The sequence below is a fragment of the Pseudomonas sp. ef1 genome, assembly GCF_007293365.2.
Classification (GTDB): Bacteria; Pseudomonadota; Gammaproteobacteria; order Pseudomonadales; family Pseudomonadaceae; genus Aquipseudomonas; species Aquipseudomonas siliginis.
This window is the reverse complement of sequence record NZ_CM129815.1, coordinates 2,912,715-2,934,926: the sequence shown is the minus strand read 5'-3', so window position 1 is coordinate 2,934,926 and position 22,212 is coordinate 2,912,715. Positions and strand designations below refer to the sequence as shown.

21 protein-coding genes are annotated in these 22,212 nt (G+C 58.5%); 15 read left to right on the top strand and 6 right to left on the bottom strand.

Annotated features, from left to right (window positions below; translation table 11 throughout):
• Positions 1 to 52: 52 nt before the first annotated feature.
• From FEE99_RS13400 to aroC, 3 genes are read right to left on the bottom strand one after another with little or no spacing between them, the layout of a single operon-like run.
• The gene (locus tag FEE99_RS13400; RefSeq protein ID WP_041479349.1) at positions 53 to 679 is read right to left on the bottom strand and encodes a methylthioribulose 1-phosphate dehydratase; all 627 of its coding nucleotides are present in this window, start codon (positions 677 to 679) and stop codon (positions 53 to 55) included.
• The gene (locus tag FEE99_RS13395; protein WP_024012224.1) at positions 676 to 1,821 is read right to left on the bottom strand and encodes an MFS transporter; all 1,146 of its coding nucleotides are present in this window, start codon (positions 1,819 to 1,821) and stop codon (positions 676 to 678) included. The genes FEE99_RS13400 and FEE99_RS13395 overlap by 4 nt, the downstream gene beginning before the upstream one ends.
• Positions 1,822 to 1,855: 34 nt before the next feature.
• Positions 1,856 to 2,947, bottom strand: a complete 1,092-nt coding sequence (aroC, locus tag FEE99_RS13390; RefSeq protein ID WP_024012223.1) for a chorismate synthase — start codon at positions 2,945 to 2,947, stop codon at positions 1,856 to 1,858.
• Positions 2,948 to 3,077: 130 nt separating this feature from the next.
• Here aroC and FEE99_RS13385 point away from each other — a divergent pair, with 130 nt between their 5' ends.
• Together FEE99_RS13385 and FEE99_RS13380 are read left to right on the top strand one after the other, a co-directional pair.
• Positions 3,078 to 4,031 (top strand): alpha/beta hydrolase, encoded by a 954-nt coding sequence (locus FEE99_RS13385; protein ID WP_041479390.1) that lies wholly within the window; start codon positions 3,078 to 3,080, stop codon positions 4,029 to 4,031.
• A 99-nt stretch (positions 4,032 to 4,130) separates the two neighbouring features.
• Positions 4,131 to 4,922, top strand: coding sequence for a hypothetical protein (locus FEE99_RS13380; RefSeq protein ID WP_041479346.1), 792 nt, complete (start codon positions 4,131 to 4,133; stop codon positions 4,920 to 4,922).
• A 58-nt stretch (positions 4,923 to 4,980) separates the two neighbouring features.
• Here the strand turns inward: FEE99_RS13380 and prmB are convergent, their stop codons facing one another.
• Positions 4,981 to 5,889 carry a 50S ribosomal protein L3 N(5)-glutamine methyltransferase gene (gene prmB / locus FEE99_RS13375; RefSeq protein ID WP_016773773.1) on the bottom strand — a complete coding sequence of 303 codons (909 nt, stop codon included), beginning with the start codon at positions 5,887 to 5,889 and terminating at the stop codon, positions 4,981 to 4,983.
• A gap of 239 nt (positions 5,890 to 6,128) precedes the next feature.
• Here prmB and FEE99_RS13370 point away from each other — a divergent pair, with 239 nt between their 5' ends.
• From FEE99_RS13370 to FEE99_RS13350, 5 genes are all read left to right on the top strand, one after another.
• Positions 6,129 to 6,719, top strand: coding sequence for a cysteine hydrolase family protein (locus tag FEE99_RS13370; protein WP_016773772.1), 591 nt, complete (start codon positions 6,129 to 6,131; stop codon positions 6,717 to 6,719).
• Between the two features lie 131 nt (positions 6,720 to 6,850).
• Positions 6,851 to 7,171 (top strand): hypothetical protein, encoded by a 321-nt coding sequence (locus FEE99_RS13365; protein ID WP_041479344.1) that lies wholly within the window; start codon positions 6,851 to 6,853, stop codon positions 7,169 to 7,171.
• 74 nt (positions 7,172 to 7,245) lie between these two features.
• Positions 7,246 to 7,803 carry a Smr/MutS family protein gene (locus FEE99_RS13360; RefSeq protein ID WP_041479342.1) on the top strand — a complete coding sequence of 186 codons (558 nt, stop codon included), beginning with the start codon at positions 7,246 to 7,248 and terminating at the stop codon, positions 7,801 to 7,803.
• 77 nt (positions 7,804 to 7,880) lie between these two features.
• The gene (folE, locus tag FEE99_RS13355) at positions 7,881 to 8,426 is read left to right on the top strand and encodes a GTP cyclohydrolase I FolE (RefSeq protein WP_011062625.1); all 546 of its coding nucleotides are present in this window, start codon (positions 7,881 to 7,883) and stop codon (positions 8,424 to 8,426) included.
• Positions 8,427 to 8,529: 103 nt separating this feature from the next.
• Positions 8,530 to 8,901 carry a glutathione S-transferase N-terminal domain-containing protein gene (locus tag FEE99_RS13350; RefSeq protein ID WP_041479340.1) on the top strand — a complete coding sequence of 124 codons (372 nt, stop codon included), beginning with the start codon at positions 8,530 to 8,532 and terminating at the stop codon, positions 8,899 to 8,901.
• 167 nt (positions 8,902 to 9,068) lie between these two features.
• Here the strand turns inward: FEE99_RS13350 and FEE99_RS13345 are convergent, their stop codons facing one another.
• A complete protein-coding gene (locus tag FEE99_RS13345) occupies positions 9,069 to 10,235 on the bottom strand; it encodes an aminotransferase-like domain-containing protein (protein WP_041479338.1) in 1,167 nt (388 codons plus the stop codon).
• Positions 10,236 to 10,316: 81 nt separating this feature from the next.
• Between FEE99_RS13345 and FEE99_RS13340 the strand changes: the two genes are divergently transcribed.
• From FEE99_RS13340 to FEE99_RS13320, 5 genes are all read left to right on the top strand, one after another.
• Complete coding sequence (locus tag FEE99_RS13340; protein ID WP_041479388.1) at positions 10,317 to 10,763, top strand: MarR family winged helix-turn-helix transcriptional regulator; 447 nt, start codon at positions 10,317 to 10,319, stop codon at positions 10,761 to 10,763.
• A gap of 289 nt (positions 10,764 to 11,052) precedes the next feature.
• Positions 11,053 to 12,402: an NCS2 family permease gene (locus FEE99_RS13335; RefSeq protein WP_024012217.1), complete on the top strand. Its 1,350-nt coding sequence runs from the start codon at positions 11,053 to 11,055 to the stop codon at positions 12,400 to 12,402.
• An 85-nt stretch (positions 12,403 to 12,487) separates the two neighbouring features.
• Positions 12,488 to 13,117, top strand: a complete 630-nt coding sequence (locus tag FEE99_RS13330) for a LysE family translocator (RefSeq protein ID WP_041479336.1) — start codon at positions 12,488 to 12,490, stop codon at positions 13,115 to 13,117.
• 193 nt (positions 13,118 to 13,310) lie between these two features.
• Positions 13,311 to 16,832 (top strand): calcium-binding protein, encoded by a 3,522-nt coding sequence (locus FEE99_RS13325; protein WP_143979095.1) that lies wholly within the window; start codon positions 13,311 to 13,313, stop codon positions 16,830 to 16,832.
• 96 nt (positions 16,833 to 16,928) lie between these two features.
• Positions 16,929 to 18,767: a hypothetical protein gene (locus tag FEE99_RS13320; RefSeq protein ID WP_143979096.1), complete on the top strand. Its 1,839-nt coding sequence runs from the start codon at positions 16,929 to 16,931 to the stop codon at positions 18,765 to 18,767.
• 127 nt (positions 18,768 to 18,894) lie between these two features.
• On the opposite strand, the gene uraH is transcribed toward FEE99_RS13320, so the two are convergent.
• The gene (gene uraH, locus FEE99_RS13315; RefSeq protein ID WP_041479332.1) at positions 18,895 to 19,248 is read right to left on the bottom strand and encodes a hydroxyisourate hydrolase; all 354 of its coding nucleotides are present in this window, start codon (positions 19,246 to 19,248) and stop codon (positions 18,895 to 18,897) included.
• A gap of 419 nt (positions 19,249 to 19,667) precedes the next feature.
• On the opposite strand from uraH, the gene puuE reads away from it, so the two are divergent.
• From puuE to alc, 3 genes are all read left to right on the top strand, one after another.
• Positions 19,668 to 20,594 carry an allantoinase PuuE gene (puuE, locus tag FEE99_RS13310; RefSeq protein WP_041479328.1) on the top strand — a complete coding sequence of 309 codons (927 nt, stop codon included), beginning with the start codon at positions 19,668 to 19,670 and terminating at the stop codon, positions 20,592 to 20,594.
• On the top strand, positions 20,591 to 21,106 hold the full coding sequence (uraD, locus tag FEE99_RS13305; RefSeq protein WP_016773760.1) for a 2-oxo-4-hydroxy-4-carboxy-5-ureidoimidazoline decarboxylase: 516 nt from the start codon (positions 20,591 to 20,593) through the stop codon (positions 21,104 to 21,106). Before puuE ends, uraD begins: the two co-directional genes overlap by 4 nt.
• Before the next feature lie 87 nt (positions 21,107 to 21,193).
• The gene (gene alc / locus FEE99_RS13300; protein WP_016773759.1) at positions 21,194 to 22,189 is read left to right on the top strand and encodes an allantoicase; all 996 of its coding nucleotides are present in this window, start codon (positions 21,194 to 21,196) and stop codon (positions 22,187 to 22,189) included.
• The last annotated feature ends 23 nt before the right edge of the window (positions 22,190 to 22,212 follow it).

Here is a 22,212-nt window from a genome sequence, read left to right as displayed (position 1 = left end):
AGACCGGTCGGGCGCCGCATGGCATCAGGCAAACAGGCTGTTTCAGATGAACTCAGCCTTGGCGGTTCATGACGCTGCGGGTTTTCAACTCGCATTCAAACAGGAATTCAAAAGCCTCGATCTGCCGCAGCGCGTCGCTCATCTGCGTGCCCCAGGTATAGAGACCATGGCCGCGGATCAGATAACCGACGCAATCAGGATGGGCGTCGAGCCAAGGCTGCACCTTGGCAGCGAGGCGCGCAATGTCCTGATCGTTGTCGAAAATCGGCACACGCACCCGTGATTCATGGGTGGAAATACCGCTGAAGGCTTTTTGCAGTTCGTAGTCTTCGAACTCGATGAAATCTTCCGGGGTCAGCCGCGACAGCACCGTGGCGTTCACCGAGTGGGTGTGCAACACCGCGCCGATTTCCGCGCGCCAGCGGTAGAGCTGGGTGTGCAACAAGGTTTCGGCGGAGGGTTTCTTACCCGGCTCCAGGCTATTGCCGGACAGATCGGTAGCGAGCACGTCATCCACACCCAACTGGCCCTTGTGCTTGCCCGATACGGTCAACAGCGCTTCGCTCGGCGACAGGCGTGTCGAATAGTTGCTGCTGGTGGCTGGCGACCAGCCACGGCCATATAGAAAACGCCCGGCGTCAACGATCTGCTGGGCGAGCTGTTCACGGCTAAGGCTCATGGCCTGTCCTCTTGCATACATGTGGCAATGATAACGGCAGCGGCAAGCGCTGCGAGACTGGCAATACTAAAGGTCAATGTTGCGCCGAGGGCATTCCAGCTGTAGCCGGAATACAGCGCGCCGAGCGCCCCGCCGGTGCCGGCCAGTGCCGCATACAGCGCCTGGCCCTGGCCTTGCTGGCGGGCGCCGAAACTACGTTGCACGAAAGCGATGGCAGCCGCATGAAAGCTGCCGAATGTCGCTGCATGCAACACCTGGGCAAACAACAACACCCAGAGAAACTCCGCAAACGAACCGAGCAGCACCCAACGCAACGCCGCCAGCAGGAAGCTCGCCAGCAGCACCCGGCGCAGGGAAAAGCGCGCCAGAATGCGGCTCATGGCCATGAACATCAGCACTTCCGCAACCACACCCACGGCCCAGAGCATGCCGATGACGCCACGGCTGTAACCGAGGCGTTCAAGGTGCAGAGTCAGAAAGGTGTAATACGGCCCGTGGCTGACCTGCATCAGCGCGACGCAAGCATAAAACGCCAGCACGCCGGGATGACGCAATTGCTTGAGGAAGCCCTCACCCGTCGGCCGATTGCCTTGCGCGGGCTGCGCATTCGGCACCCACAGGCTGCTGAGAACGATACCGGCCATGATCAGCACCAGTGCCGCCGGGTAGATGTCCAGACTCAGCCATTCGAACAGCCGTCCCAGCACCACCACAGTGATGATGAAGCCGATGGAGCCCCACAGGCGAATCTGGCTGTAACGCGAGGTCTGCCCCTGCAGATGCGCGAGGGTGATGACTTCGAACTGCGGCAGCACCGCATGCCAGAAGAACGCATGCAGGGCCATGACCATCGCCAGCCAGGCGTAGGTCTGGCTGACGAAAATCAGCGAAAAGGTCAGCAACGTACAGACCGCACCAAAGCGCACGATGGCCAAACGCCTGCCCGTGTAATCGCCGAGCCAGCCCCAGATGTTCGGCGCTACACAGCGCATCAGCATCGGAATCGCCACCAGCTCGCCGATGCGTGCGGCGCTGAAGCCGAGGTGATCGAAGTACAGCGCCAGAAACGGCGCTGTCGATCCGAGCAAGGCGAAATAGAACAGATAGAAACTGGACAGCCGCCAGTAAGGAAGCGCCGCCACGCCGGTTATGCCGCGACGGCTTTGAGCGCAGCCATCAGAGCTGGCCCAGCACCGGCGTGCTCACGCGCACATCGGCGTTCTGCCCACGGTGGCGCAGCAGATGATCCATCAGCACGATGGCCATCATCGCTTCGGCGATCGGCGTCGCGCGGATGCCGACGCATGGGTCGTGACGCCCCTTGGTGATCACATCGACCGGGTTGCCATTCACGTCGATCGAGCGGCCCGGGGTGGTGATGCTCGAGGTCGGTTTCAATGCCAGATGCGCAACGATTGGCTGACCGGACGAGATGCCACCGAGGATGCCGCCGGCGTTGTTGCTGAGAAAACCCTCCGGCGTCAGTTCATCGCGGTGTTCGGTGCCGCGCTGGGCGACGCAGGCGAAACCGGCGCCGATCTCGACGCCCTTGACCGCGTTGATGCTCATCAGCGCGTGGGCGAGTTCGGCGTCGAGGCGATCAAAAATCGGCTCGCCAAGACCCGGCATCACGCCTTCGGCGACCACGGTGATCTTCGCTCCGACCGAGTCCTGATCGCGGCGCAACTGGTCCATGTACGCTTCCAGCTCCGGGACCTTGTCCGGGTCAGGACTGAAAAAGGCGTTTTCTTCGACCGAATCCCAGGTCTTGAACGGAATTTCGATCGGGCCGAGCTGGCTCATGTAACCGCGAATCACGATGCCCTGACTGGCCAGATACTTCTTGGCGATCGCACCGGCCGCCACGCGCATGGCGGTTTCCCGCGCCGAACTGCGGCCACCGCCGCGATAATCGCGTTCGCCGTATTTGTGGTGATAGGTGTAGTCGGCGTGAGCCGGGCGGAACAGGTCCTTGATCGCCGAGTAGTCCTTGGACTTCTGGTCGGTGTTGCGAATCAGCAGGCCGATCGAGCAACCGGTGGTGCGACCCTCGAACACGCCGGAGAGGATTTCGACTTCATCGGCTTCCTGGCGCTGGGTGGTGTGGCGGCTGGTGCCAGGCTTGCGGCGATCGAGGTCGCGCTGCAGATCTTCCAGGGAAATCTCCAGGCCCGGCGGGCAGCCGTCGACAATGGCGACCAACGCCGGACCATGGCTTTCGCCAGCGGTGGTGACAGTGAACAACTTGCCGTAGGTATTGCCGGACATGCAGGACGCTCCGTGAAATCAAACCCGAATTCTTGATGCGCGCCAGTATACGCAGGCTAACCGAGTAGTTCATCCTCGAACCTTAGTGGTGCTGGCGAGTCCAACCGGCACCTTGACCAATGATGGCGTGATGATGCTGCGAGTTCTGATCTTGAGTCTTACCCTCTTTACCGGCTTTGCCCAAGCGACAGTCCTACAGCGCCCGGTCACTCTGGACACCGGCAGCGGCGAACTTTTCGGTTCGCTGTTGCTGCCCAAGTCCGACAGCCCGGTGCCGATTGTTCTGATGATTTCTGGCTCAGGTCCTACAGATCGCGATGGAAACAACCCCGACGGCGGGCGTAACGACAGCCTCAAGCGCTTGGCCTGGGTGCTGGCCAAACACAACATCGCCAGCGTGCGCTACGACAAGCGTGGCGTTGCGGCAAGCCTGGCGGCCGCTCCCGATGAACGTGATTTGTCTGTAGAAGGTTATGCGGCGGACGCCGTGGCGTGGGGGCAGAAGCTCAAGGCCGATCCGCGTTTCGGCAAACTGATTCTGCTCGGCCACAGCGAAGGCGCGCTGATTGCCAGCCTCGCCGCGCCGAAGCTGGACGCAGCGGCGGTGATCTCGCTGTCCGGCAGCGCGCGCCCGGTCGATCAGGTAATCCGCGAACAGTTGGCGCGCAGCCTGCCGCCGCCACTGATGCTGCGCAGCAACGAACTGCTCGACAGCCTCAAGGCCGGCCATACCGATGACAATGTGCCGCAGCCGTTGCAGGTGATCTTTCGCCCGAGCGTGCAGCCGTACCTGATTTCGCTGTTCCGTCAGGACCCGGCGCAAGCCTTTGCCCAGCTGAAAATGCCGGCACTGATTGTCCAGGGCAGCAACGACATTCAGGTCGGCACCGAGGACGCGAAGCTGCTGAAGGCGGCGAAACCGGACGCGCAACTGACGGTGATCGACGGTATGAATCACGTGCTGCGCATCGTCCACAACGATATGAAGCGGCAATTGGCCTCCTATAAGGACCCGAATTTGCCCCTGGCCGCCGAACTGGGCGCCGCCGTCATCGAATTTATTGACGGAATTCGCGCAAGTTAACTGCGTTTTACCCTCCAGCCTCACAGAAAACGGCCGATAAGCCTTTGTCGCCAGCGCAACGTCTGGCGGCAAGCAGGGCTTGGACAGGATCTCGCCGTTATGACTGAAACCCAGACTTCACCCGACACCAGCGCTGAAAAAGACGCACCGCCAGCGGTCGAACTGCCGTGGGCGGACGTTCAGGCCGAGCACCACAAGATGCTCCGCCTGGCGCCGCTGCAGACCGACCGCAATACCGGCGGCCGGCCGTTGCGCTTTGTCGAATTCGGTTACGCCGAGCGCAACAGCAAAGAACGCAGCCTGATGCGCATGGCGATCAAGCTGCCCAACCAGCGCGTGCGCAAAGAGCAGAATCATCTGGATGTGTGGGTCGATCACGCGAGCAAACGCGTGAGCTTCGGTCCCGACAGCGGCTTGCAGATCGAACCGCTGAATCGCGGTATCGGCCGCTTCATGGCTGCGCAAGGCATCAATTGGGCGAAAAAACGCTGGCCCGGCTACACCTTCGACGGCATGGACCTGAACAACAAGGACGCGCTCAACGAAGACACTCGCTTGCGTCGCGACCATTTCCTGCGCGTGCACGGTTTCGATGTGGCTTACGCCGATGCCCAGCATTTGAAAGGCAGCATCAAGGCGGTGCAGGTCGGTGATCTGCTCGGTGACTGGAACAGCGAAAAGCTGCAGATCGTCGAAATTCTTGAAGCCGCGCAGATGCTGCAGCAGGCCGAACAGAATCTCGCGGAGCAGGAAGTGAAGCTGAAGAAGCAGGAAGAAAAAGTCAGCAAGTTCAAGCGCGAAGATGCCGGGCTGCGTTTCACCATTACGTGTCTGGTGGCGTTTGCGGTGTTTCAGGCGGGGTTGTTGATCTGGATTGCTACGCACCGCTGAGGGCTTGAGCGCGTACTGATCGTTCCCATGCTCTGCGTGGGAACGATCTGTCACAACCTTAGACGCGGGAGGCGAAAAGTGCCTGATGCGCGCGGCACTGCTCGGCTGTCAGCATGAACACGCCATGCCCACCACGCTGGAACTCCAGCCAGGCGAAATCGACTTCCGGGTACAACGCCTCGACGTGCACCTGGCTGTTGCCCACCTCGACAATCAACAAACCTTTCTCGGTCAGGTGATCCGCCGCTTCGGCGAGCATGCGCCGGACCAGATTCAGACCATCATCACCGCAGGCCAGACCGAGTTCCGGCTCGTGCTGATATTCGTCCGGCATGTCGGCGAAATCTTCCGCATCGACGTAGGGCGGGTTCGACACGATCAGGTCGAAACGCTGACCCGGCAAGCCATCGAAGCCATCACCCTGCACCGTGTAGACGCGCTCATCGACGCCATGGCGCTCGATGTTCTGATTGGCCACTTCCAGCGCTTCGAACGACAGATCCGCGAGCACCACTTCGGCATTCTGGAATTCGTAAGCGCAAGCAATGCCGATGCAGCCGGAGCCAGTGCACAGGTCGAGAATTCGCGCCGGTTCGTTGCCGATCCATGGCGCAAAGCGGTTTTCGATCAGTTCACCAATCGGCGAACGCGGGATCAACACGCGCGGGTCGACGATGAACGACATGCCGCAGAACCACGCCTCGCCGAGCAGATAGGCGGTGGGAACGCGATCTTCGATGCGGCGCTTGAGCAAGCGCTGCAGATTGACCAGTTCGTCATCTTCCAGCGCGCAATCAAGATAGCTGTCGGCGATTTCCCAAGGCAGGTGCAAAGCGCCCAGCACCAGCTGACGCGCCTCGTCCCAGGCGTTGTCGGTGCCATGACCGAAAAACAGATCCTCCCCATGGAAGCGGCTGACGGCCCAACGGATGTGGTCGCGCAGGGTACGAAGTCGGGAAGTGATCACGGCGTAGAACTCCAGAAAAAACGACTGGCGATTCTAGCAGCCAAAACGCGCGACGACGACGCAGGAAAAACCACGCGGTTCCGGTAGGAGTTTTCTTTTTTTTGCATCAGGCATTGAACGGAACGTGTAACTTGACAAGGCTGCAGGCCAAGAACGACGGCGCCTACGATGGTAGCGATTCACAGAACCGCTCAGCCAGAGGACAATGTCGCAAAAGCCCCACCCCGAGGAGCCCCAGAATGTCCGTTCCAAAAACGATGTTTCAACTCAGCGGCCGCGGTTACGCAGCGGCCACACTGAGCCATGCCACCGTGGTCATCATCGATGCCCAGAAGGAATACCTCAGTGGCCCGCTGGCCCTGAGCGGCATGGACGCGGCCGTCGCGAACATCAAACAAGTGGTTGCCGCAGCCCGTGCCGCCGGTCGGCCGATCGTGCACGTGCGTCATCTCGGCACCGTGGGTGGCCTGTTCGACCCGCAGGGCGAACGTGGCGAGTTCATCCCTGGTCTGGAACCACAGGGTGATGAAACCATTATCGGCAAACTGCTGCCGAGCGCGTTCCATGGCACCGAACTGCTCGAGCGCCTGCAGAACCTCGGCTCGCTGGACCTGATCGTTTGCGGTTTCATGAGTCACTCCAGCGTCAGCACCACCGTGCGCGCGGCGAAAAACCTCGGTTTCCGCTGCACCTTGGTCGAAGACGCCTGCGCGACTCGCGATCTGCCGTTCAAGGGCGGCGTGCTCAGCGCCGAACGCGTGCAGGAAGCGGAAATGGCAATCATGGCTGACAACTTCGCCACGCTGGCCAAGACTCAGGACCTGATCTGATCCTGCCCTTGTGAGCGGTGCATTGGCGCCGCTCATCCGCTATATCCGCTGATTTGCCGCAAATGCCATAGCCTCAGGAACAACCCGGTCAACTCCCGGTCGAAGGGCCGATACCATTGAGGAAGGTCGGAATGAAGTTATCCGATGGGTTTGACGCACGCCGTTTGCGGCCCAAAGGCCAAAGCAACTGGCGTTTTCGATTTGGCGCGGCGATCTCGGCCATTCTGGCGACGTTCGGCGTGCTGCTGGCGATGGCCGGGGCAGCCAGCCTGCTCGGCCGTCCGCCGGCGCTGGGTGACCTGAACGCGTCACCGCTGGGCTCGGCAATCATGCTCGCCGTCGGCTTGCTGTTTCTGTATTTCGGCGTTGCCCTGTGGCGCCGCTGCCGCCGTCGCGCACGGCAATCGCGGGAACTGAACATGGCCCCGCATCTGATGAAAAAACACGACTGACCCAACGGCCTGGCTTTTTGCCGGGCCGTTTTCTGTCGACTTGGGTAAACTGGCCGCCCTTCGCGGAGGCTGACATGCAAGACGACGATTTTTCTCTGTTCAAAAGTGCGATCCGGGGCGTCAAGCCGATCAAGCACGACCGCGCCGACACCGGCAAACCCAAGGCTGACCGCGCGCAGATTGCCAAGCTGCGTCAGTCCGCCACCGTGCGCAGCGACACCACTATCATTGATGGCTTGTCCGACCAGTTCGTGATCGACGTCGGCCCGGAAGACGAACTGATGTGGTCCCGCGACGGCGTGCAGGAAAGCCAGATGCGCAAGCTCAAGGTCGGGCAGATCCCGTTCGAAGGCAGCCTCGACCTGCACGGCATGAGCGTGGAAAAGGCCCGGGAAACGCTTTGGGCCTTTCTCGCCGAAGCGACCAAGTTCGAAATCCGCTGCGTGCGCGTGACTCACGGCAAGGCCGTGCGCCTCGATGGCAAGCGGCCAATGATCAAAAGCCATGTCAACACCTGGCTGCGCCAGCACGCCCAAGTCCTCGGCTTCTGCTCCTGCCAGGCCCGTCACGGCGGCGCCGGCGCGGTTTATGTGATGCTGAAACGGACGATGATGGAAGGCCGCGACGAATAAAGCCATCACACCGAACTTGCAGGGTTGTGTCCGCCACCGTACCCTTGCCCTTTGCGAAAATCCCCACAGGTAGTTTCATGTCCCTGGAACAGAATTACACCGCGATTCTCGGCCAATTGGGCGAGGACGTGTCCCGCGAGGGCCTGCTCGACACGCCAAAGCGTGCCGCCAAAGCCATGCAGTACCTCTGCCGCGGTTATGCACAGACGCTCGAAGAGGTCACCAATGGTGCCCTGTTCAGCTCCGACAACAGCGAAATGGTGCTGGTCAAGGACATCGAGCTGTATTCGTTGTGCGAACACCACTTGCTGCCGTTCATCGGCAAGGCGCATGTCGCCTATATCCCGAGCGGCAAAGTGCTGGGCCTGTCGAAGGTTGCGCGGATCGTCGATATGTACGCCCGTCGTCTGCAGATTCAGGAAAACCTCAGCCGCCAGATCGCCGATGCGGTGCAGCAAGTCACCGGCGCACTGGGCGTGGCCGTGGTGATCGAAGCCAAGCACATGTGCATGATGATGCGCGGCGTCGAAAAGCAGAATTCGTCGATGATCACTTCGGTGATGCTCGGTGAATTCCGTGAAAACGCGGCAACCCGTAGCGAATTCCTCAGCCTCATCAAGTAATTCGCAACAGAAAAGAACCGGCGTTGATCGCCGGTTTTTTTTCGCCCGTGAAAAATCGGGTAAGCTGCGCGCCTTTCTTCATTTGCACCGTGAGGCTTTCAACGTGTTCGTCAAAGCGCTTCGTGTCGGCCTCGGCCAACTGGTTATCTTCATCGATTTCATCACCCGCCCGGGCAAGACCAAACGCCCCGCTGCCGCTCAGGCACAAGTCGACGCTGCCGCGAAAGATCTGACCCTGTATCAATTTCACGCCTGCCCGTTCTGCGTGAAAACCCGCCGCGCCCTGCATCGCCTGAATGTGCCGGTGGCGCTGAAAGACGCGAAGAACAACGAGCAGGATCGCCAGACCCTGCTGGAACAGGGTGGCCGAATCAAAGTGCCTTGCCTGCGAATTGAAGAGAACGGGCAGACAACCTGGATGTATGAATCCAAGGTGATTATTGATTATCTGGATAAGCGGTTTGCGGCAGTCTGACATTGGTGTGCTGTGGCTGATGGCGCCATCGCTGGCAAGCCAGCTCCCACATTGATCTCAGGTTGTAGACAAGAATTGTGGGAGCTGGCTTGCCAGCGATGAGGCCCGTCAAATCATCACAAAACTCAGACAATGATAAATCGGCCCTCCAGCCGGTTTATTGCTTATCAGGCCGCCCTCTCCATCTGCGCCCGCCGCACCACCGCCGCCAACCGCTTCAACCCTTCATCCAGCCGCGCCGGATCGATGTGGCTGAAATTCAGGCGCAAATGCCCATGATGCTTGTCCGGCTCGGGAAAGAACGGTTCACCGGGCATGAATGCCACATCATTGGCCAACGCCTCGTTGAGCAAAGTGCGCGTATCCAGCGGTTGCTTCAGCGTCAGCCAGAAGAACAGCCCGCCCTGGGGCATGTTCCACTCAGCCAGATCGGCAAAATGCTCTTCCAGCGCCAACTGAAACGCATCTCGCCGCTGCCGGTAGAAATCCCGCAACTCACTTAAATGCTGGTGATACTTCTCTGAGCCGATCCATTGCAGCGCCTGCCACTGACCGATGCGATTGGTGTGCAGATCCGCCGATTGCTTGAGCTTGAGCAGGTGCGGGAACAGATCCGGACTGGCGATCAAGTAACCGACACGCAAACCCGGGAGCAAGGTTTTCGAGACGGTGCCGGTGTAGATCCAGCTGGCTTTTTTCAGGCGCGCCGCAATCGGTTTTGCGCTGCCACCATCGAAAGTCAGTTCGCGGTATGGCTCGTCTTCGATCAGGGTGACGCCAAATTCATCGAGCAATGCCGCAACCGCTGCGCGCTTGGCCTCGCTGTAGCGCACGGCGGATGGATTCTGGAACGTCGGGATCAGGTAGATAAACGCCGGGCGATGCTGTTCTAAACGATTACGCAATTGCGCGAGGTTGGGGCCGTCGGCTTCTTGCGGCACGGTCAGGCAATCGGCGCCGAAAAGCTGGAAGATTTGCAGCGCGGCCAGATAAGTCGGCGCCTCCAGCAAAATTTCCGTGCCCTTGTCGATATACAGTTTTGCCGCCAGATCCAGAGTTTGCTGGGAACCACTGACCACCAGCATCTGACTCGCATCGCACTCGAGGCCCAGCGCCCTCGCCTCTGCCGCCAAAGCTTCGCGCAAGGCCGGCTCGCCTTCGCTCATGCCGTACTGACCCAGCGATAACGGCATCTCGGCCCATTCCACTTTTGGCAACATCGCCTCAGCGGGCAAGCCGCCAGCGAACGACATGACCTCCGGACGCTGGGCCGCCGCGAGGATTTCTCGGATCAAAGAACCTTTAAGGCGCGAGACACGTTCGGAAAAAGCCATGGAGGTCACCGTAGCAAGGCATGCAGGAAATGAGTCAAACTTGTTGACTGAAATTACGACAGCTTGAGCGAGTACGTCAACATGCTTGACCTTAAGAACCCCTCCACTCAGCAACAGGCCATGGAAGCGTTTTTCTTCGGCTATCAGGCGTTCACTGCCAAGGCGGATGAAATGCTCGAGCGCCGCGGCCTCTCGCGGGTGCATCAGCGCATCGTGTTTTTCATCGCGCGCTATCCGAACCTCAGCGTGAAAGAGTTGCTCGCTTTACTCGGCGTGAGCAAACAGGCGCTGAACATGCCACTGCGCCAGTTGCAGGAGATGCACCTGGTCGACAGTGTCGCTTCGCAGACGGACAAGCGTAAGCGCCTGCTTGAGTTGACGGCCGAAGGTGCGAAGTTCGAGCAAGCGCTGCGCCGTGAGCAGGTGAAATTGCTCGAGAGGGTATTTGCCGAGGCTGGGGAAGCGGCGGTGAATGGGTGGTTGGCGGTGAATCTGGCGCTTGGGGGGAATCAGCCGCATCTGGATTGACAGGACCGCCCTCTTCGCGAGCAGGCTCGCTCCCACATTGGAACGCATTCTCCTGTGTGAGCGAGCCTGCTCGCGAAGCCATCCTGATAGCCATATATCCCTATCGGCAAAAAAATCGGCGACAAAAACCAAAACAATATTTGCTTTATTTGTACACAAAAGCATAATCCACTGCGTGCGAGTTCCTGACTATACGGTCAACAAATTCGCGTATGCCTCAAAGGGCCGCTGCCACCCCTCATGGGTCCGGCCCTGGAAATAACAATAAAACTCTTGAGGAGTACTCGCTGTGGAAAGCCGCAAATCCGAAGCACCGCCGCTCGAGCTCACGCCGCCATTACGCAATGGCCTGCTGGAGCGTCTGTTCAAACTCAGCTTGCATGGCACCACGGTGAAGACCGAGCTGATTGCCGGTCTGACAACCTTCATCACCATGGCTTACATCATTTTCGTCAACCCGAACATCATGGCCGATGCCGGCATCGACCACGGTGCGGCCTTCGTCGCCACCTGCATCGCCGCCGCGCTCGGTTGCCTGTTGATGGGGCTCTATGCCAATTGGCCGGTAGGGCTTGCACCGGGCATGGGCCTCAACGCCTTCTTCACCTACACCGTGGTCGGCACCATGGGCTACAACTGGGAAACCGCCCTCGGCGCGGTGTTTGTCTCGGGCGTGCTGTTCATGTTCCTGACCTTTTCGCGGATCCGCGAGTGGCTGCTCAACAGTATCCCGGTCAGCCTGCGGTTCGCGATGGGCGCCGGTGTCGGTCTGTTTCTGGGCCTGATCGGTCTGAAGACGGCCGGTATCGTCGTCGACAGCCCGGCGACGCTGATCAAGCTGGGTTCGCTGCGTGAACCTGGCCCGCTGCTCGCCGCGATCTGCTTCCTGATGATCGCGATCCTCAGTTACCACCGCGTGTTCGGTGCGATCCTGATCAGCATCATCACCGTCACCCTCGCCGGCTGGGGCCTGGGTCTGGTGCACTACGAGGGCATCATGTCCGCGCCGCCGAGCCTGGCGCCGACCTGGATGGCAATGAACGTCGCCGGCGTGTTCAACGTCAGCATGATCAGCGTGGTGCTCGCCTTCCTCTTCGTGCACATGTTCGACACCGCCGGTACGCTGATGGGCGTGGCCCAGCGCGCCAACCTTGTCGCCGCTGACGGTCGCATCGAGAATCTTTCCCGAGCCATGAAGGCTGACAGCGCATCCAGCGTATTTGGCGCCGTGGTGGGAGTTCCACCCGTGACAAGTTACGTGGAAAGTGCCGCCGGCGTAGCCGCTGGTGGTCGGACTGGTCTTACCGCCGTCACCGTGGGTGTGCTATTTATAGCGGCCATGTTTTTCGCACCGCTGGCTGGCATGATTCCCGCTTATGCCACAGCAGGTGCACTGATCTACGTGGCGATGTTGATGATGGGCGGTATGGCCCACATCGAATGGGACGAAGCAACCGACGCCATTCCGGCGATCGTCACGGCGATCATGATGCCGCTGACCTTTTCGGTCGCCGACGGTATCGCCCTGGGCTTCATCACTTACGTCGCGTTGAAGGCCGGCACCGGCAAGTACAAGGAAATTTCCGTCAGCCTGTGGGTGCTCTGCGCGATCTTCATCGCCAAGTTCATCTTCCTGTAAACGCTGCGCGGTTCAGGCTTCAAACCAGCCTCACCCTCACCGGTGGGGCTTTTGCACATCTCGATAACAACAAAGGAGCAATACGATGAGTCTGGAAACCTGGCTGCTGTTCAGTGGCGCTGCGCTGGTGGTGATCCTGATCCCGGGACCGCTGTCATTGCTGATGATCAGCAACAGTCTGAATTACGGTTTGCGCCGGTCGTACCCCGCGTTCCTGGGTGGCGTGATCGCCTCGATCTGCCTGCTCAGCGCGTCGGCACTTGGCCTCGGCGCATTGCTAATGGCTTCGGAGCAGTTGTTCAGCGCATTGAAAATCGTCGGCGCGCTGTACCTGTTCTACCTCGCCTGGCAGAGCTGGCAGCAGTCGCGGCAGCCATCGACGGGCGCCGAAGTACCTGAGGCTGCACCGGTGCCACGTTTTCGCACATTGTTCGGACGCGCTTTTGTACTGGGTGCGAGCAATCCGAAGGACATCCTGTTTTTCGCCGCGTTTCTGCCGCAGTTCCTCCGCGCTGAGCAACCTTTTCTGCCGCAATTGCTGATCATGATCGCGACCTGGGTAGTGCTCGATCTGTGCTGCAAGCTAGCCTATGGCCTGGGCGCCCATGGCGCCGCACGTTATCTGCGCAGCGGCAAGGGCCAGAGTTGGTTCAATCGGGTCAGTGCCGGACTATTTGGTGGTGCTGGCGCCGCGTCGTTGCTTGGCAGCCACTGAAAAGCGCCACTATTGATCATCCTGCCGGAACGGATCTCGGGCGGGATGATGTGTTGTTTTGAATCAATTCAACTCGAACAACATTCAATCTTTGATATGCAATAGATAGCAACAACCCCCCGATATACAGCTCTGGAAAAGCCAACGTAATATTCTTCGCCTTAACGACAATTGCCGGAACAAGGAAGTTCTAATGGCCACACTGATAAGCGAAGCAACAGCACAAACCGACCCTTCAATACATGCGGACCTGCAACCTGTTTCCGATACCGTAATAATCATGGATGTGGGCTATGAAGCCAACGAATACAAGCCCTCAACCATTGATCAGAGCCGAACTAACGAAAAATCGAGTCAGTTGCAAATGGTGGACGAAGTGTTCGGCCCCTTGGAAATTGGCGACATTTCGATTACCCGTACCGCACTCGACGGATTAGGCGCGACCATTGATGGTCAGCCGTTGAATGGCGAGAACAGTTTCTTTCGCCGCCCCAAACGCTCTTTTATCAATAGCCTGCAGTTCGACGCCAATAAAGTTGAACACTACCTGAAAACTTCAACGGGCAGCGATAGCTACTTGTTGCCCACGCTCCTGTTTGAAATGGCCAGCCAGCGCCCGCTCACCGCTCCCCGGCTCTTGAGGGAGAATGCTGCAGATACTGTATCCGGCAATTACCGCGACAAACTTGTCAAACTTCTGAGTGCCGCACAGTCGCTTGATCTGCAACACGTGCACGTCCCCAAACATCATCCCCGCTGGGCCGCATTGACCAAAAGTTACGCGACGCTGGGCTCCAGCGTGGGCATCCAGGGCTTCGGCATCTTCATGGGAATTCGCGGCGTTGTCGATGCGATCAAAGCCGAAAACACTGCTGAAATAGCGATAAACAGCGCAGGCATTGTATCGGAGCTGGGCTCCATCGCGGCCGATGTCGCGGTGAGCAAGATAGCCACGCAGATGCTCACAGCCGGGCAAAGTGCTTATCGGGACTTCGCCAAAACCCGCTTTGCACTCAGATTGGGTCGATCGGGAGGGTTGGTCGGCGGCATGCTGACGCTGCCCTTCGACATCTTTACCGCCGTGAGGTCGATGAACGCCGCTCAGAATGCCACCGGCAAAGAAGCGATGGATCATTACGTCAGCGCTGGCCTGAGCATTACCAGTGCAGCCATGACAGTCATCCTCGGGTCCGCCGCGATGGCCGGGTTCTCGTTTGCCGGCCCTGTCGGGCTTGCAGCCGGCGCGATCCTCGCCATTGGCTCACAGGTCTACGGCGCAGTACGTATCGTTGACGATATAGATGACTACATTGAATTGACTGTCGATGAACGGTGGCGTAGCGGTTGGTTTTCGTTCTGCATGATGGAGGTCGATCAAAGCGTTCAAAACCGCTATATCAAGGCAAAGACGCTGTTGCAGCACTCTCTGCAACTGAAAAAGTCCGCCAGAACGCTGCTCGATGGCCCCTTGAAAGAGACCACCGAAGCCATCGTCAACGGCAAGTTCGATGTGCGTCTGAAACCAACTCGGGTCTGGAAACGAAACTGGTGGACCAAACAGGATGCGTGGGAATCGGTCAATGTCCCTGAAGTGGTAGGCACTGATGACATCATTGATGCACGGGCGGGGGTAACAAAAGATACACCCGGCGCGGAGTTGGGGGTCGCCGCAGAGGGCAAGAACGTTCTCTGGTTCATCAGCGAGGGCAACGACTCGATCAGAGGGGTAGAAAAAAAACCCAACACCTTCCATTACAAGTCAGGAAAAAAACAACTTTCGGGCGGCGAAGAAAATGACCAGTTCCTGTTTGAGAACGCAGCGGACTTCCTTGAAAGGGGTCGCCATGTCGCAGATCATTCGACGCTGAGCGGCGGCGCAGGAAATGACACACTGGTACTCGGCGGCAGCTACTCCTCCCGTAATACCAACAGAACTGGCTATGACGTAGATCTGCTGGCTGGAACATTGCAGATCATCACGAGCGATGTCGATGCCGACAATAACCGGATATTTATCCTGCACAGTTTGCTGGACAGCATCGAAAACGTTGAGACAGTCCATCGCGCGGCAAGCGTGGTAACGGGCTCCGCGCAAAACAACATCATCAAATCCCGGGGCAGCGACAGCATTGAAGCTGGCGCTGGGGACGACCAGATATTTCTCTCCCACGAAAAAGCAAAAGCGTCGGGAGGCGCCGGCACCGATCAATATTACATAGCGCATGTGGCGGGCCGTTTTTCCATTGTCGATGATGGTGAACAGACCAGCTACATCGTCATGAACTGGCGCAAGGATTTGATTGAATCCTGGGATATCGAGGGTAACGACCTGGTCATCCGCTCAGGTTTCGAAACGTCTGACCACCTCAAAAACGTGTTGACCATTCATGACGTTTATACGAACACCGAACACACTAGAAAGCTGAGCAACAAAAACCTGGTTTTCGTAACCAGCGATGATTTCCATTTCAGACTTGATCTGCCAGACACAATCCCGAACGGCCACACCGTAGAAATAACCGAAATTTTCCTCAAACGTGGAAAACCGGTAAACCCGATCATTATTTATGCAGCGGAATGCTGGATCCGCCACCGCAAACCCGCTGCCTATTACGTCCCGAGAACCGGCAAGACAACCACTTTTTACGCAGTTTTACGTTCAGATGTCATTACCCGGATATATCTGGATTTCCGCAGCGATGAGCTGACAAAAGCGGAGGCGCATTTTTTCTCGGACAAACCCAAGTCATATCACCTGACTGTTGGTTGCCATCTCGTCTATCACTTCGGCGCGAAAAGCATCAAGCTCAATTATTACTCCGCTGCGCGTAACGAAGAAGATCACGACAATATTACGAAGATCCTGCGCACCATGGCTGTTCGTCCGTTCAGCCGTTACGTATTGATCTTCAAGGATGGCGTTGTTGCAGATGCCGAGCTTACAGCGCAAACCGAAATCGCACCTGCCTTTACGGATTTCACTGTATCGCGGGATTGGGTGACCCAGATGAAACTGCCGCTCGAGGTTCGCTCTCAGCGCTACTTTCACAATCTGGCTGAAAAAGCAGCTGAACCGATGGGCCGTACAAGAGTTTGCGCAACGCCGATTCGACTGGCCGTGCAAACCGACATGGACAACTACGAAGGAGAAGGTTCGAGTTATCTCATCCACGTACTCCCGGACATGACCATCAAACTCTCGACTCCCGGCGCACTTGCCGATGCCAAAGTTCGCTTGCCCTATTCATCCACTTGGGAACTTGATGCAACGCAGCTCGGCAAGGTCGAAATAAGGCTGGAAGAAAACCGGCTCTCCATCGGCACAACCACTTTTTATCTGCCGGTCTATGGAAGCGAAGATCTGATAGATCAAATCCGCGTTATTACAACCGGTGGAGTTGTGCACACGGTCGATCTGGTCTTTGATCGCATTTATCTGGATGGGCTTGATGCACGTTTTTTCGAAGAGCCCGACGCCTCAAAAGCGCTCCCGCCATATCTTGCCGCATTGGCCAACGACGAAGTCAAAGTCTGGAACGTTATCTGCGTCAACGACGAAACCGCGCGCGTGGGCTACAACCTGGCCGCCCATGGCTGGGTATTGCGTGCCGACAAATCCCGCATCGAAAAGTCTGCTTTGAGAGTAGTGAATCGCTGCAGTCACCAGACCAACATTTTCCGCCCTGTTTCGCTGATGAAAGTGCCTCCCGCGTAATTCGCGGTAACCCGTCGCCAAACACCCCTTTTTTATCAGCGTACTGTCTACGCGGCACCCGCACGCGTCTGCGCGCTCTTTTTCCGAGTATTTCCCATGGCCAAATCACCCAAAAAAATCCCGACCATAAAATCGCCCGATTCGCCCGATGCCACACATCCCGTATCACCGCCCCTCGTCAAAAATGTGGGCCTGGACATGCCTGACGCCCTGCTCCTGGGCATCGATTCGCCGGCTATCAGCCAAGCGGCGAGCACGTCTGCTGCTGCCAACACAATGCCCACGGTCAGCCTTCATGCCTTGCCAGATGCAGCGCATGATTTCAGCGCCACTCGTAACGCAATCGCCTGGCCGCAAGAGCGTTTCCACGAATTAGTGCCGGTGACGCAGAACGATGGCTTGTTCACTGGACCGGATCAGCGCACCTACGCTCAAATCGCCAATGAAGGCCAGTTTGTCGTCGAGCAGGACGGGCAAGGCAACTTCCATGTGCCACTGACCTTCGCGCCCGGCGTGCCCGGCCTTCCTCTGACGCGAACCGAGGGTCAGGCGATCTGGCAAATCCAGCGGCCCGCGAGGCCCTCCAACCGGCCTGCGTCCTCCACGCCACACTTGCCCTCATACATCTCGCCGGCCGACGCCATGACGTTGACCAAGCCGGAAATGGCGACAGAAGGCCTTCGTTACAACAGACTCAGGCAGACCTTCGTAACCACGGTAGACGGCACCGTCATGGTGCGCAAAAACCAGGACGGTGAATATCAACAAGCGTTTGCCTCAACGACCAATGCACCCGATGTTTTCTTCGAGCAAATCCCCGGCACCGTTTTCTGGCGGCGAAAAACACCCGGGGCGAAGCCATCAGGTACCAAGCCCGAAGCCAGCCAGTCCGACAACGCATTACCCGGCCCGAGCAAGCGTCCACGACTTGCCGAGGCCACAGAAACACTTACCGCGTCGAAAGCCACGACTCCGCCTGAGGAGCTGACCCCGTATTTCTGGCTGCCCTGGGGGCACCTGAACAAACCTGTGCACATCGAATCGGTACAGCTTGGCTGGCTGCATTATCCAATCGTCCCTGTCGGCTCGAACACGACACCCAAAGTGTATTTCGTATGTCATCCCGAGTTTGTCCCGACAGATTTCAATACTTTCGAAAGCATGCTGATAAACATGCCCGAGCGACAGCCGGTAGCGACTTTTCGCATCGGCAGTGATCCGGGTGAGGTCCATCCGGGCAAACGCTTTTTTGAAGAGCCGATATCAACGTCCGTCGCTCGCGCGTTCCCCGATTTCTCTGAAGCAACAGCAAGGACCGTCGCCCGCAGGTTGTTCGAACTCGCCGATCACTCCGAGACGATTACCGGCACCGGATTGATCAATGTCCAGGCCGTTCTGCATCAGTGGAAACAACTGCCGTTTTCCACTGCTCCCGATTTTGCCGACCCGCTGAACATGCTGGCCGTTGCGCCGGACATCGACCTGGGAAGCAAACGGCTTATTCCGATGCCTTCCCAGACCGACAGCGAATTGCAACGCCTGAGCTTCGATCCGCAGCATTTCCCCTCTGCCTGGAATCATTACAAGACCTATCCCTCGGATCTGAATCTGCGGCGATTGCTCGGCGCGTTGCTGGTCGGCTGTGGTTACGAGCTGTTTCCACTGACTTATGAGCACAGAATGCCGACGCTGGTCTTCAAACGAGCCGGTCACGATCAGATCTTCTTTTTGAAACTGGGAGCGATCAGTCAGGCCGGCCTGACTCATGTGCCTGGCAACGAACTGGCGGAACCGGGCTTGCCCGCCAGAATCGGTCAGGACGCCTTCAAGGCACTGACCGATGCAGCCGCGCAGAACAAAGTGGTATGGCTGATCGGGGGCGTATTGAAGGTCGCGTCCACGCCAGATTCGGTATTCATTATCCGCGAGCGCTGAGCCGCTACCCGCCTGCACCGGCAGTTGAGCTGTAAACAGGCATAAAAAAAGCCCGCAGTGTGAGCGGGCGAAAGACCAAAGAAGCTATATGCGCAGTCGCTTCCCGGTGGGGGCAGCTGCTTGGGGGTCAGCTGCCCCGATACGTGGAATAGCTGTAAGGCGAAATCAGCAGGGGCACGTGATAGTGCTCCTGCTCGGCGGAGATGCCGAAACGCAGCACCACCACGTCCAGGAAGGCCGGCTCGGGCAGTTGCACGCCCCGGGCGCGGTAGTAATCGCCGGCATGGAACTGCACCTGATAAACCCCGGTGCGGTAATCATCGCCTTGCAGCAACGGCGCATCGACCCGGCCATCGCTGTTGGTTGTCGCACTGGCGACCAATTCCAGGTGCGACCCTTCAACGCGGTACAGCTCGACCTTGATCGAGCTGCCCGGGCAACCGTGTGCAGCGTCCAAAACGTGTGTTGTCAAACGTCCCATTGATTCTGCGCGCCTGGCCGCAACAAGCGGTCAGACCTCGCGCCTCCCGAAGTCAGTTGAAAAGGAGACCGCACCGTTTCGGAGCACGAAACGCTGCGGCGAGCGACTGATTAAGACACTTTTCAAAAAAATTGTACACAATAAAAACGACATTTTTCGCTTCCCCCCGCCATCCGGGCCTTAATCGCCAATTCGCAGGCAAAGCGCCTGATCATTGAACCTTCTATTCATTAGCTGACTGGTCAGGCAGGTTTCTTGCAGGCCGGAACCATTAACAGCAAAAGATGACAGCCGGTGAAAAATGCGAAAATTCAGGCTTACAAAATGTAAATAAAGTTGTATACAATCAGCCCATCGCTGTGACGCCAGCCTGCCAGGCCGCCACACCAATCTGTCAACGTACAAGAAGGAAGACTGCAGTGAGCGCTGACTACCCACGCGACCTGATCGGTTACGGCAGTAACCCTCCTCACCCACACTGGCCGGGTAATGCCCGGATCGCCCTGTCCTTCGTGCTCAATTACGAAGAAGGTGGCGAGCGCAATGTTCTGCACGGCGACAAGGAATCCGAAGCCTTCTTGTCTGAAATGGTCGCCGCTCAGCCGCTGCAAGGCGCGCGCAACATGAGCATGGAATCGCTTTACGAGTATGGCAGCCGTGCCGGCGTCTGGCGCATTTTGAAGCTGTTCAAGGAATTCGATATTCCACTGACCATCTTCGCCGTGGCCATGGCCGCCCAGCGTCACCCGGACGTGATCCGTGCGATGGTCGAGGCCGGCCACGAAATCTGCAGCCACGGCTACCGCTGGATCGACTACCAGTACATGGACGAAGCGCAGGAACGCGAGCACATGCTCGAAGCGATCCGCATCCTCACCGAACTGACTGGCGAGCGTCCGCTGGGCTGGTACACCGGCCGTACCGGGCCGAATACCCGTCGCCTGGTCGTGGAAGAAGGCGGTTTCCTCTACGACTGCGATACCTACGACGATGACCTGCCCTACTGGGAACCGAACAACCCGACCGGCAAACCGCATCTGGTGATCCCCTACACCCTCGACACCAACGACATGCGCTTCACGCAAGTGCAGGGTTTCAACAAGGGTGACGATTTCTTCGAATACCTCAAAGACGCCTTCGACGTGCTTTACGCCGAAGGTGCCGAGGCGCCGAAAATGCTCTCGATCGGTCTGCACTGCCGCCTGATCGGCCGTCCTGGTCGCCTCGCTTCGCTCAAACGCTTTATCGAATACGCCAAAAGTCATGAACAGGTGTGGTTCAGCCGTCGCGTCGACATCGCGCGTCACTGGCACGCAACCCACCCGTACCAAGGGACTGCAAAATGAGCCGCTTTCAAACCCTGCAACCGTCGACCCTGAGCCGCGACGCTTTCGTCAAAGCCTTCGCCGACATCTACGAACATTCGCCATGGGTGGCCGAAAAGGCCTACGACCTCGGTGCGGACGCTTCGATCGACGAGATCGAAACCCTGCACCAGCGCATGAGCGATATCCTGTTGAGCGCCGATCATGCCAGCCAACTGGCCCTGATCAACGCTCACCCGGACCTGGCCGGCAAAGCTGCCGTCCAGGGCCAACTGACCGAAGCCAGCACCAATGAACAGGCTGGCGCCGGTATTCACCAATGCACGGCCGAAGAGTTCCAGCGCTTCACCGAGCTGAACGACGCCTACAAAGCCAAGTTCAAGTTTCCCTTCATCATGGCGGTAAAAGGCAGCAACCGGCATCAGATCCTCGCGGCGTTCGAAACGCGCATCAACAATTCGGTGGAAGCCGAGTTCAAATGCGCGCTGGCGGAGATCAACAAGATTGCCCTGTTCCGTTTACTGACTCTTTAGCAAGCCTGGCCCGAGCGTGAATGAACGCGCAAACGCCCAGGGCCCTGCGAGCATCCCCAGCCAACTTATCAAAGGCAGACAAGAAGAATGAAAGCTTACGCCGTACCTTTCGAAAAATACGTCAACCTGGCCGACGCCCGTCTGGGCACCAAAATCATCTCGGTCACCGATGACTGGTTCGCAGACGCCAATCGTCTGTTCCAACCGACCCCGGCCGTATGGAAGGAGGGCGTGTTCGACGACAACGGCAAGTGGATGGACGGCTGGGAGTCTCGCCGCAAGCGCTTCGAAGGTTTCGACAGCGCGGTGATCCGTCTGGGCGTACCGGGCTCGATCAAAGGCGTGGACATCGACACTTCATTCTTCACCGGCAACTACCCGCCATCGGCCTCGCTGGAAGCGTGCTTCCTGGCCTCGGGCGAGCCGGATGAAAACACCCAGTGGACCGAAGTGCTGTCGGCCGTCGAGCTGCAGGGCAACAGCCACCACTACCATGAAATCAGCAACGACAAAGCGTTCAGCCACCTGCGCTTCAACATCTACCCGGACGGCGGTGTTGCCCGTCTGCGCGTGTACGGCATTCCGTTCCGCGACTGGTCCGCTGTGGGCGACAACGAGCAAGTGGACTTGGCAGCAGCCCTCAACGGTGGCCGCGCCCTCGCCTGCTCCGACGAACACTTCGGCCGCATGAGCAACATCCTCAACCCGGGCCGTGGCATCAACATGGGCGACGGCTGGGAAACCGCGCGTCGTCGCACGCCGGGCAATGACTGGGTGATCGTCGCCCTGGGTCATCCGGGCGAGATCGAGAAGATCGTCGTCGACACCCTGCACTTCAAAGGCAACTACCCGGACACCTGCTCGATCCAGGGCGCCTTCGTCAAGGGCGGCACCGACAGCCAGATCGAAACCCAGTCGCTGTTCTGGCGCGAACTGCTGCCAAGCCAGAAGCTGGAAATGCACGCCGAACACACCTTCGTCGAGCAGATCAAGGCACTCGGCCCGATCACCCACATCCGCCTGAACGTGTTCCCGGATGGTGGCGTGAGTCGCCTGCGTGTATTGGGCAAGGTCGCTAAATAACACTGCAATGATCGTTCCCACGC

Bases quoted from the DNA above. Each gene is read 5' to 3' on its own strand.
- FEE99_RS13400 (WP_041479349.1), bottom strand. From the start codon at position 679: ATGAGCCTTAGCCGTGAACAGCTCGCCCAGCAGATCGTTGACGCCGGG.
- aroC (WP_024012223.1), bottom strand. From the start codon at position 2,947: ATGTCCGGCAATACCTACGGCAAGTTGTTCACTGTCACCACCGCTGGC.
- FEE99_RS13385 (WP_041479390.1), top strand. From the start codon at position 3,078: ATGATGCTGCGAGTTCTGATCTTGAGTCTTACCCTCTTTACCGGCTTT.
- FEE99_RS13380 (WP_041479346.1), top strand. From the start codon at position 4,131: ATGACTGAAACCCAGACTTCACCCGACACCAGCGCTGAAAAAGACGCA.
- FEE99_RS13370 (WP_016773772.1), top strand. From the start codon at position 6,129: ATGTCCGTTCCAAAAACGATGTTTCAACTCAGCGGCCGCGGTTACGCA.
- FEE99_RS13365 (WP_041479344.1), top strand. From the start codon at position 6,851: ATGAAGTTATCCGATGGGTTTGACGCACGCCGTTTGCGGCCCAAAGGC.
- FEE99_RS13360 (WP_041479342.1), top strand. From the start codon at position 7,246: ATGCAAGACGACGATTTTTCTCTGTTCAAAAGTGCGATCCGGGGCGTC.
- folE (WP_011062625.1), top strand. From the start codon at position 7,881: ATGTCCCTGGAACAGAATTACACCGCGATTCTCGGCCAATTGGGCGAG.
- FEE99_RS13345 (WP_041479338.1), bottom strand. From the start codon at position 10,235: ATGGCTTTTTCCGAACGTGTCTCGCGCCTTAAAGGTTCTTTGATCCGA.
- FEE99_RS13340 (WP_041479388.1), top strand. From the start codon at position 10,317: ATGCTTGACCTTAAGAACCCCTCCACTCAGCAACAGGCCATGGAAGCG.
- FEE99_RS13330 (WP_041479336.1), top strand. From the start codon at position 12,488: ATGAGTCTGGAAACCTGGCTGCTGTTCAGTGGCGCTGCGCTGGTGGTG.
- FEE99_RS13325 (WP_143979095.1), top strand. From the start codon at position 13,311: ATGGCCACACTGATAAGCGAAGCAACAGCACAAACCGACCCTTCAATA.
- FEE99_RS13320 (WP_143979096.1), top strand. From the start codon at position 16,929: ATGGCCAAATCACCCAAAAAAATCCCGACCATAAAATCGCCCGATTCG.
- uraH (WP_041479332.1), bottom strand. From the start codon at position 19,248: ATGGGACGTTTGACAACACACGTTTTGGACGCTGCACACGGTTGCCCG.
- uraD (WP_016773760.1), top strand. From the start codon at position 20,591: ATGAGCCGCTTTCAAACCCTGCAACCGTCGACCCTGAGCCGCGACGCT.
- alc (WP_016773759.1), top strand. From the start codon at position 21,194: ATGAAAGCTTACGCCGTACCTTTCGAAAAATACGTCAACCTGGCCGAC.